The sequence below is a fragment of the Solemya elarraichensis gill symbiont genome (genome assembly GCF_002021095.1).
In the GTDB taxonomy this organism is placed as follows: domain Bacteria; phylum Pseudomonadota; class Gammaproteobacteria; order Chromatiales; family Chromatiaceae.
This window is the reverse complement of record NZ_MPRK01000054.1, coordinates 1-8,960: the sequence shown is the minus strand read 5'-3', so window position 1 is coordinate 8,960 and position 8,960 is coordinate 1. Positions and strand designations below refer to the sequence as shown.

Genomic DNA, 8,960 nt, shown 5'->3' with positions numbered 1-8,960 from the left:
AAATCATCATATAATTGTCGAAGTTGAATCACATATTAATGGAATACAGGAAATACCTATGAAAAAACTGACTAACCGAATCATTGTTTCAGCCCTGATCATGCTTGCAGGCATCACATCTGCATATGCAGCAACCAGCGCCGAGGGGGTGACTGTTTCCGATGCATGGGTACGTGAAGTACCGCCGGTTTCTCAAACATCGGCTCTCTTCATGACACTGACAAACACCAGTGACAAGGAGGCTGCGCTGGTCAGTGCCAGTGGCAACGTCTCCAAACTCGTGGAACTGCACACCCATGAAACAGATGACAAGGGTGTTCACCGCATGTTCGAGGTAGATAAAATCATCATTCCCGCCAATGGCCAGACTATGCTTAAACCAATGAGCTATCATGTCATGCTTATTGATCTGCATGCACCGCTCAAATCAGGTGACAAGGTGACTGTAACGCTGAAATTCAGAGACGGCAGCACCAAGCAGGTTGAAGCACCAGTCAAGAAAATGATGATGCCTGCAATGGATCATTCAAAAATGGACCATTCGAAGCATATGCAGCACAAGTAATTCATTCCCCGACGTCGTCATACCGGCCTTGAGCCGGTATCCATGAATTAGTGAACTGTGTCTGATGGACCCCGGGTCAAGCCCGGGGTGACGATGATGTGGCCGGGGTGACGTTTTTTCGGCAGAGGTGACGTGTTTCGACTGGTGTGACAACTGTCAAGAATCGAAAAAACGCCTGAACACCGCCGCCTTGTCCAGGCACTCCTGGTACTCTTCATCAGGATCGGAATCGGCAACAATCCCGCCACCAACCCAGTAATGCGCCTGCCCTGACCTATGTACCATGGTTCGTATCGTGATACTGGTATCCATGTTGCCGTTAAACCCGATATAACCTATCGAACCACAGTAGATACCCCGCCTGTATGGTTCCAGTTCCTCTATAACCTCCATCGCTCGGATCTTCGGTGCACCGGTAATCGAACCGCCCGGGAAAGAGGCGCGTAACAGGCTCAGTGCGTCCTCGCCTTCGCGCAGCTCTCCACCTATACGGCTAACGAGATGATGAACTGTTGGAAAACTTTCGAGATGAAACAGCTCTTTGACATGGATTGTGCCCGGCTGACACACGCGTCCCAGGTCATTGCGCAGCAGATCAACAATCATCAGGTTCTCGGCACGGTCCTTGCTGCTGTTGTAGAGCTCATCCTGCAGTGCCAGGTCGGCGCTTGTCGACTCACCGCGTGGGCGCGTGCCCTTGATTGGTTCGGTAACAACACGATTACCCGATAGACGCAGAAAACGCTCGGGTGAGAAGCTCAAAATCTCGATTTCATCGAGGCGCATGAAAGCCGCATAAGGTATTGCATTCTGTTTGCGAATATCGACATAGGCTTGCCATGCATCACCCTCAACCGGTGCAGCAAAGCGTTGCGTATAGTTGACCTGGTAGCAGTCACCTGCATTGATATAGTTGTGTATGTGTTTCAGTGCCTGCAGGTACTCAGCCTTGGTGACCGACGATTCAAATGGCTGCAATGCCCTGAGTGCGGTCACCCCGATGTTGCCCTGTGATCCGGGAGCACGTAGACGTTCCAGCAACCCTGGCCACTCTGCAGCGGTCTGTTCACTTCTGCCCTGTCCAACCAGCCAGCTTCTGCCCAGTTCGTGATCGACGATGACTGCCCAGTCATAGATGCCAACCATCATTTCCGGTAGCTGGTCAATATCCTGCGCCTTCTCGGGCAGCTTTTCGATTAAACGTGCAAGGTCGTAACCGAAATACCCGATCGCACCACCTTCGAACGGCAACGCCCCGAGAGCATGCTGCTGTTCACTCATCGCCTGCCTGAGCAGATCGAATGGATCATCCGCCGATGTGTGAGTCTCTCCGCCCTCGGTGATAACTGTCTCACCGGCGCACGTCACCAGTGTTGTGAAAGGATTGGCTGCGAGCAGATCAAATCTGCCGCGACGACTACTGCCTCCACTGTCGAGAAACACGGGCCACTGCATATCGGAAATCTGCTCGAACAGCAGCGCCGAGTCAACTGTGTAGGGAATCTCTTCTATGCGCGGAAAATTCACAGCAGAAAATAGTAGGCCAACTGCAGGATGGCTGCCGAAAACAGGCCGGCTACAAGATCATCAATCATGATGCCGAAGCCGCCGCTGACATACTTGTCGAGCCAGCGAATTGGCCATGGTTTGAGGATGTCGAAAATGCGAAAAAGGATGAAACCGGCAAGAATCCATGGCCAACCGACTGGCGCGCCTGCCATTGTCACAAGATAGCCAACGATCTCGTCCCACACGATGCCACCATGGTCGTGAACACCAAGATCTTTTGAGGTCTTTTCGCACAGCCAGATTCCAATAACAAAAGTAACCAGGCATATCGCGAGATAAGCAAGCAGTGGCAGTCCGGCAATCAGCAGGTAGAGAGGGATAGCAACCAGGGTGCCCATGGTGCCAGGCGCAAATGGAGAGAGGCCCGAACCAAAGCCGACAGCAAGAATGTGCACAGGATTTTTCATGTTGAAACTATTCATGTGTCACTCTCCGGAAAATGATCATAACCCTGCAGGCCTGATTCGCTTGAGCCATCGTCCGAAACAAAGTCGATACCTGGCTGCTGTCGCATTTTGCCAATACAGGACAGGCGCAAGTCAAGTTCCTGCGATAACTGCGTGACTCTCTCTTGCTGCGATGGATCAATAGTAAAACAGAGTTCGTAATCATCACCGGCGGTGACAGCCAGGCGCCAGTCAGACAGTGTGCCAACCGCACCTGAAAGCGGCAGCCTATGCGTCTCTATTACAGCGCCACATTGTGAGCGTTCGCAAATGTGCCCGAGGTCGCTGGCAAGTCCGTCAGATAGATCGATGGCAGCAGTTGCCACGTCTCTGAGGGCAATACCAAGTTCAATTCTGGGTTGGGGAGATTCAAGGCGCTGCCTTAGTGTATCCAGTTCATCAGTCGCGGTGATACGTCCCTGAAGCATCGCCAGAGCAACACCTGCATCACCAATTGTATGGCTGACATAGACAAGATCACCAGGCCTGGCGCCGCTACGCCTGATCGCCTTGCCTGCAGGAACAAGGCCATGCGCCTGCAGACTGACAGTGAGTGGGCCGCTGGTTGTGTCACCGCCGACAAGCTGCACACCATACTTTGATGCGAGCACTGAGAAACCACGCATGAAACCAGCCAGCCACTCCTTGTCCGGCTCGGGTAAGGTCAATCCCATGGTCACCCATGCAGGTTCTGCACCCATGGCAGCAAGATCGCTGAGGTTGACGGCCAGCACCTTGTGGCCGATAAGTTCGGGAGATGCATCTGCAAAAAAATGACGTCCGCTAACGAGCGTATCAAGAGAAACCGCCAGTTCCATTCCTGCCGGGACATTGAGTAAGGCACAGTCATCACCAATACCGAGCGTGACGTCGTCACGTCGCGCAGATTGCGACCTGGCAATCGATTCGATCAGATCAAATTCGGAACTGCTCACTAGACTTCAGCCTGCAGGCTTTCACTTCTTTTTCGCTTCGAATGGACGCAGCTGCGGCGCAAGCTTGTCGAGAACGCCGTTGATGTATCTGTGTCCCTGTTCGGCACCAAAGGTCTTGGCCAACTCCACGCCTTCGTTAATCACGACCCGAAAAGGAATCTCGGGGTGTTGCATCATTTCGTAGACACCAAGCCGCAGTATCGCGCGCTCTACCGGATCAACCTGCTCGATGGAGCGATTGATCAAGGGCTTGATCTTTTCATCAATGGAATCGAGGTGTGAAGGAACACCGGAAAGCAGGTCGCGAAAGTATGGGACGTCAAACTTGCCCATATCCTCGTCGCCAAGGAACTGGTTGATGATCTCTTCAACGTTCTGTTGATTGACCTGCCATTGATAAAGGCCCTGCATAGCTAGCTGCCGGGCCTTGTGACGTTTATTTGACATTGAAATCAGATTTGCCTGAGGAGGTTGACCATCTCGATGGCTGTTGCAGCCGCTTCACCACCCTTGTTGCCCGCCTTGGTACCGGCACGCTCGATGGCCTGTTCAATCGTGTCGACAGTAAGAACGCCGAAACTGATAGGCACACCGCGATTGAGGCTGACCTGTGACATTCCCTTGACAGCTTCACCGGCTACATACTCAAAGTGTGGTGTGCCGCCGCGAATAACAGCGCCGAGTGCGATGATGGCATCGTACTCACCCTTGGCTGCGATCTTGTCGAGTGCTACGGGCAGTTCAAAGGCTCCTGGCAGACGTACAACGGTGATCTCATCTTCGCTCGCACCGTGTCGTAGCAGTGTATCGATTGCGCCTTTCTCGAGGCTCTCCACGACAAAGCTGTTCCAGCGTGTTACCACGACGCAGAATTTAGCGTCTGAGACCGTCATGCCGCCTTCGATAGTTTTGATGCTCATTTGACTAACCTTTTTACTCTTTGATTTCAGTTAATTATAAATGCTTTTTAGATCAAGTCTATATTGACCTGCTACTCGCTCTCGACAAACTCGACAACTTCGAGATTAAATCCGTGCAGACCATGCAGGTTGATTGGCGCACTCATGACGCGCATCTTGCCAACACCAAGGTCAGCCAAAATCTGGGCACCGGCACCAAGCGTGCGCAGTTCCTTGCGACTGTCTGCATCGCCAGACGTCATTGCGGGAGCTGTCGCCCTGCCAGCTGCTACCTCAATACGCTGCACAAGTTCCTTGGGACTGTCATGATTGCGTAGTACAACTATGACACCTTCACCCTCACGGGCAATCTGTTCCATCGCGCTGCGTAGCGGCCAGCCGCTTCCGGAAATATTGGAATCGAACAGGTCGTGGATTGAATTTTGCACGTGCACACGAACCAGTACAGGCTTTTCAGGTGAAGGTTCACCCATAACCAGGGCCATGTGTACATCACGATCAACGATATCCTCATAGGCATAAAGCTTGAAATCACCGTGATCGGTCGGCAAATCGCAGGTATTGATGCGCTCAACCGTTTTTTCATTTCTGATGCGATACTGAATCAGATCTTCGATCGTGCCGATCTTGAGGTCGTGCTCTTCAGCAAAGGTTTCAAGATCCGGGCGCCGTGCCATGGTGCCGTCCTCGTTGAGGATCTCGACAATCACACCTGCAGGATTGTAGCCCGCAAGGCGCGCCAGGTCGCAACCCGCTTCTGTGTGTCCTGCACGCACCAGGGTTCCGCCCGGCTGTGCCATCAGCGGAAAGATATGGCCAGGCTGAACAAGATCCTGCGGCGTTGCTTCCTCGGCAACTGCTGCCAGCACGGTTGTCGCCCGATCACCAGCAGAAATACCTGTCGTCACGCCTTCAGCCGCCTCAATAGAAACAGTAAAGTTGGTTGACTGGAGCAGGTCCTCACCAGAGACCATTAGCGGCAGTCGCAGTTGCTTGCAGCGCTTGTCAGTCAGCGTCAGGCAGATGAGACCACGTCCGTGAGTCGCCATAAAGTTGATTGCGTCAGGCGTGACCGCCTCGGCAGCCATCAACAGGTCACCCTCGTTTTCACGATCTTCGTCATCCATGATGATGACCATTTTGCCCTGACGGATATCCTCGATAATCTCGTCGATCGAATTCAGCGCCATAACTCTCTGATTGCCTACATCTGAAAAATAGCTGCACATTCTAACGGAAAACGGCCTCAAACTGGAAAATATCCTCCCCATTTCCCTCCATATCTCAAGCTAAACAACTGAAAACAGAATTTGAGCTTGCAATCCCTGTGATCTTTTTGCTATGTTGCGCCGCAATAATAAGAAATACTGCGATGCTGCATAAGTAGTATTGATGACTGGGGAGGTAAATATCATCAGATTCAGATGATCCCCCCCCTTTAAACGGATGATTATAAAAACTGGATACGACCCCAATGAGCCAAACATTCAAACTCAAAAAGGGCCTGGACCTGCCTGTCGAGGGAAAACCCCGCCAGGTAATCGAAGGGGGCAACAAGGTTGAGACTGTCGCCATTCTCGGGCACGACTATGTCGGTATGAAACCAACCATGCTGGTCAAGGAAGGCGAACGCGTCAAACTCGGACAGGCACTACTGGAAGATAAGAAAAAACCGGGTGTGATGGTTACATCGCCCGGTTGCGGTACAGTCAAAGCGATTCACCGCGGTGCACGTCGCGTATTGCGTTCAGTTGTTATCGAACTTGATGGTGATGAAGCTGAAGAGTTCCAGCGTTATGACCCGGCGGAATTCTCAGGCATCGATCACGACACGGTTTGCGAACAGCTGCGGCACTCGGGACTCTGGAACGCTTTCAGAACTCGCCCCTACAGCAAGGCGCCGGAAACGGGCTCGGTTCCTTCAGCCATATTCGTTACTTCTATTGATACTCGTCCTCTCGCGGCAGACCCGATGGTAGTCATCAATGATGCACGCGAGGAGTTCAACCAGGGATTGGCACTGCTGACAGTGTTGACGCACGGTAATGTCTATGTGAATACAGCAGAGCCATACGAACTGCCTAAAAATCTTGAGCGACTCGTCAATTCAACATTTCAGGGCCCCCACCCTGCAGGGCTGCCAGGAACGCATATGCATATGCTGGAACCGGCACACGCAGGCAAAACAGTCTGGCATATCAATCATCAGGATGTCATCGCCTTTGCACGTCTGTTCAAGACCGGCCGCCTGCCGGTTGATCGCATTGTTGCAATCGGTGGCCCCATGGTGAAAGACCCTCGCCTGTTGAGAACACGCATGGGGGCAAATGCAGAAGATCTGTTGAAAGACGAACTCGAAGCCGGTGAGTGCCGCATTATCTCCGGTTCGGTTCTGGCTGGTAAGAAAGCAGCCGGCTGGGGACAGTTTCTTGGCCGCTTCCATAACCAGATCAGCATCCTGCCCGAGGGCTGCGAACGCGAGCTGCTGGGATGGATCAAGCCCGGCAGGGACAAGTTCTCTGCGATCAACTCGCACCTGAGTTCACTCTTGCCTAAAAACCGCCTGTTACGCTTTACCACTTCAACCAATGGCAGCCCGAGAGCGATGGTGCCGATAGGTAACTATGAGCGGATCATGCCGCTCGATATTCTGCCAACGCAACTTCTGCGAGCACTTCTTACAAGAGACACGGATCTTGCACAGCAACTCGGTTGCCTCGAACTTGACGAGGAGGATCTTGCATTGTGCAGCTATGTCTCTTCATCCAAATTTGACTATGGTCTTGCACTGCGTGCCTGCCTGGAACAGATAGAGAGGGAAGGATAATGTCACGTATGCGCCGTTTTCTTGACCGAATCGAACCCGATTTTCTGCCGGGTGGGCGATTCGAAAAAATGTATGCCCTCTATGAGATGGTCGACACTTTTCTCTATACACCTCCGGATGTCACACGCAGTTCACCACACGTTCGTGATGCAATTGATCTCAAACGCGTCATGTCACTGGTTGTCGTTGCAGTCATGCCTGCGCTTCTGTGGGGGCTCTACAACACCGGCTTCCAAGCTAACAGCGCCATGGCTGCGATGGGTATCGAATCTACAGGGGGATGGCGAGCCGACGTTCTCGAAGGCCTCGGCATAGGCTACTCAGCCAACTCAGTATTTGCCAGCTTTGTACATGGCCTTACCTACTGGTTACCCATCTATGTCGTCACGCTGGCGGTCGGAGGGTTTTGGGAAGTACTGTTTGCGGTCATACGCAAACATGAAGTCAACGAGGGTTTTCTTGTTACCTCGATGCTTTTCTCACTGACACTGCCGCCATCGATTCCACTTTGGCAGGTTGCTCTCGGCATCAGCTTCGGCGTCGTCATCGGCAAGGAAGTGTTTGGTGGAACCGGCAAGAATTTTCTCAACCCTGCACTGACAGGCCGTGCGTTTCTGTTCTTTACTTACCCGGCAGCCATGTCAGGTGATGCCGTGTGGACTGCTCTTGACGGCTTCTCGGGTGCAACCCCCCTGTCACTGGGTGCCGCTGGCGGTGTTGAAAATATCATCGCATCCAGCCTTACATGGTGGGATGCCTTCTTTGGTAATGTTCAGGGATCGATCGGTGAAGTATCGACTTTCGCCATCCTGCTTGGCGGTGTTTTCCTGCTGTACACAAAGATCGCCTCGTGGCGCGTTGTCGGTGGTGTGTTTCTCGGCATGACTGTCACTTCTGTTTTGCTCAACCTGATTGGTTCAGAAACAAACCCGATGTTTGCCCTGCCTTTCTACTGGCACATGGTTCTCGGAGGCTTTGCCTTTGGCATGATCTTCATGGCAACTGACCCTGTGTCGGCTGCAATGACTAACAAAGGACGCTGGTGGTATGGGGCACTGATCGGTTTCATGGCCGTGCTGATCCGCGTGATCAATCCGGCATTTCCTGAAGGTATGATGCTCGCCATCCTCTTCGGCAATATCTTCGCGCCATTAATAGACCACTTCATTGTGCAGGCCAATATCAAGCGCCGTCAAAGGAGGATCGCATCATGAGCCAGGAGAGTGCACAAACCATTGGCGGGCCAATCGGTCGCATCCTGGCGATGCCGAATGACTCGCAAACAAAGACAATCGTAATTGCACTGGCCCTGTGCCTGGTGTGTTCCATTATCGTTGCAGCGGCTGCCGTCGGACTACGCCCCTTGCAAGAGGCAAACAAGGCTCTCGACAAGCAGCGTTATATCCTCTCTGTTGCCGGGCTGGATACAAGCGGCAACATTCAGGAGACTTTCGATCAGAGTATCGAGACACGTCTTGTTGATCTCGCCACTGGTACCTATGTCGAAAACATGGACGCTGCAACTTATGACCAGCGCAAGGCAGCAAAAGATCCGCAACTGAATCTGCGCCTCTCTACGGATGCGGATATCGCTTCAATCAAGGCGCGTGCCCGGGTTGCCAGTGTTTATCTGGTCCAAGATGACGACACAATCACACGTGTGATTCTGCCTGTACACGGTTATGGCCTGTGGTCGAC

General features: G+C 52.6%; 9 protein-coding genes and 1 pseudogene. 4 read left to right on the top strand and 6 right to left on the bottom strand.

Going from position 1 to position 8,960, the window contains the following annotated elements; translation table 11 throughout:
• On the top strand, positions 1-565 hold a 565-nt coding region (locus tag BOW51_RS04280; RefSeq protein WP_217349016.1), incomplete at its 5' end, for a copper chaperone PCu(A)C.
• A 156-nt stretch (positions 566-721) separates the two neighbouring features.
• Here the strand turns inward: BOW51_RS04280 and pabB are convergent.
• The 6 genes from pabB to ribBA form a co-directional block, all read right to left on the bottom strand.
• Positions 722-2,092: an aminodeoxychorismate synthase component I gene (gene pabB / locus BOW51_RS04275; RefSeq protein ID WP_078476599.1), complete on the bottom strand. Its 1,371-nt coding sequence runs from the start codon at positions 2,090-2,092 to the stop codon at positions 722-724.
• Positions 2,089-2,556, bottom strand: a complete 468-nt coding sequence (locus tag BOW51_RS04270) for a phosphatidylglycerophosphatase A family protein (protein WP_078476598.1) — start codon at positions 2,554-2,556, stop codon at positions 2,089-2,091. The genes pabB and BOW51_RS04270 overlap by 4 nt, the downstream gene beginning before the upstream one ends.
• Entirely contained in the window at positions 2,553-3,515 is a 963-nt protein-coding gene (gene thiL / locus BOW51_RS04265) for a thiamine-phosphate kinase (protein WP_078476597.1), read from the bottom strand. Before thiL ends, BOW51_RS04270 begins: the two co-directional genes overlap by 4 nt.
• Before the next feature lie 21 nt (positions 3,516-3,536).
• Positions 3,537-3,962: a transcription antitermination factor NusB gene (nusB, locus tag BOW51_RS04260; RefSeq protein WP_078476596.1), complete on the bottom strand. Its 426-nt coding sequence runs from the start codon at positions 3,960-3,962 to the stop codon at positions 3,537-3,539.
• A 5-nt stretch (positions 3,963-3,967) separates the two neighbouring features.
• Entirely contained in the window at positions 3,968-4,435 is a 468-nt protein-coding gene (gene ribH / locus BOW51_RS04255; RefSeq protein WP_078476595.1) for a 6,7-dimethyl-8-ribityllumazine synthase, read from the bottom strand.
• 71 nt (positions 4,436-4,506) lie between these two features.
• On the bottom strand, positions 4,507-5,625 hold the full coding sequence (gene ribBA / locus BOW51_RS04250; RefSeq protein ID WP_078476601.1) for a bifunctional 3,4-dihydroxy-2-butanone-4-phosphate synthase/GTP cyclohydrolase II: 1,119 nt from the start codon (positions 5,623-5,625) through the stop codon (positions 4,507-4,509).
• 284 nt (positions 5,626-5,909) lie between these two features.
• On the opposite strand from ribBA, the gene BOW51_RS04245 reads away from it, so the two are divergent.
• From BOW51_RS04245 to BOW51_RS04235, 3 genes and pseudogenes are all read left to right on the top strand, one after another.
• Entirely contained in the window at positions 5,910-7,262 is a 1,353-nt protein-coding gene (locus tag BOW51_RS04245; protein ID WP_078476594.1) for a Na(+)-translocating NADH-quinone reductase subunit A, read from the top strand.
• Complete coding sequence (locus BOW51_RS04240) at positions 7,262-8,476, top strand: NADH:ubiquinone reductase (Na(+)-transporting) subunit B (RefSeq protein WP_078476593.1); 1,215 nt, start codon at positions 7,262-7,264, stop codon at positions 8,474-8,476. Before BOW51_RS04245 ends, BOW51_RS04240 begins: the two co-directional genes overlap by 1 nt.
• Positions 8,473-8,960 (top strand): annotated as a pseudogene (locus BOW51_RS04235) (Na(+)-translocating NADH-quinone reductase subunit C); the annotation flags it as partial. The gene BOW51_RS04240 and the pseudogene BOW51_RS04235, both read left to right, overlap by 4 nt.

What these genes read in the sequence shown, in the direction of transcription:
- BOW51_RS04270 (WP_078476598.1), bottom strand. Translation starts at nt 2,556, where the DNA reads ATGAATAGTTTCAACATGAAAAATCCTGTGCACATTCTTGCTGTCGGC.
- nusB (WP_078476596.1), bottom strand. Translation starts at nt 3,962, where the DNA reads ATGTCAAATAAACGTCACAAGGCCCGGCAGCTAGCTATGCAGGGCCTT.
- ribH (WP_078476595.1), bottom strand. Translation starts at nt 4,435, where the DNA reads ATGAGCATCAAAACTATCGAAGGCGGCATGACGGTCTCAGACGCTAAA.
- ribBA (WP_078476601.1), bottom strand. Translation starts at nt 5,625, where the DNA reads ATGGCGCTGAATTCGATCGACGAGATTATCGAGGATATCCGTCAGGGC.
- BOW51_RS04245 (WP_078476594.1), top strand. Translation starts at nt 5,910, where the DNA reads ATGAGCCAAACATTCAAACTCAAAAAGGGCCTGGACCTGCCTGTCGAG.
- BOW51_RS04240 (WP_078476593.1), top strand. Translation starts at nt 7,262, where the DNA reads ATGTCACGTATGCGCCGTTTTCTTGACCGAATCGAACCCGATTTTCTG.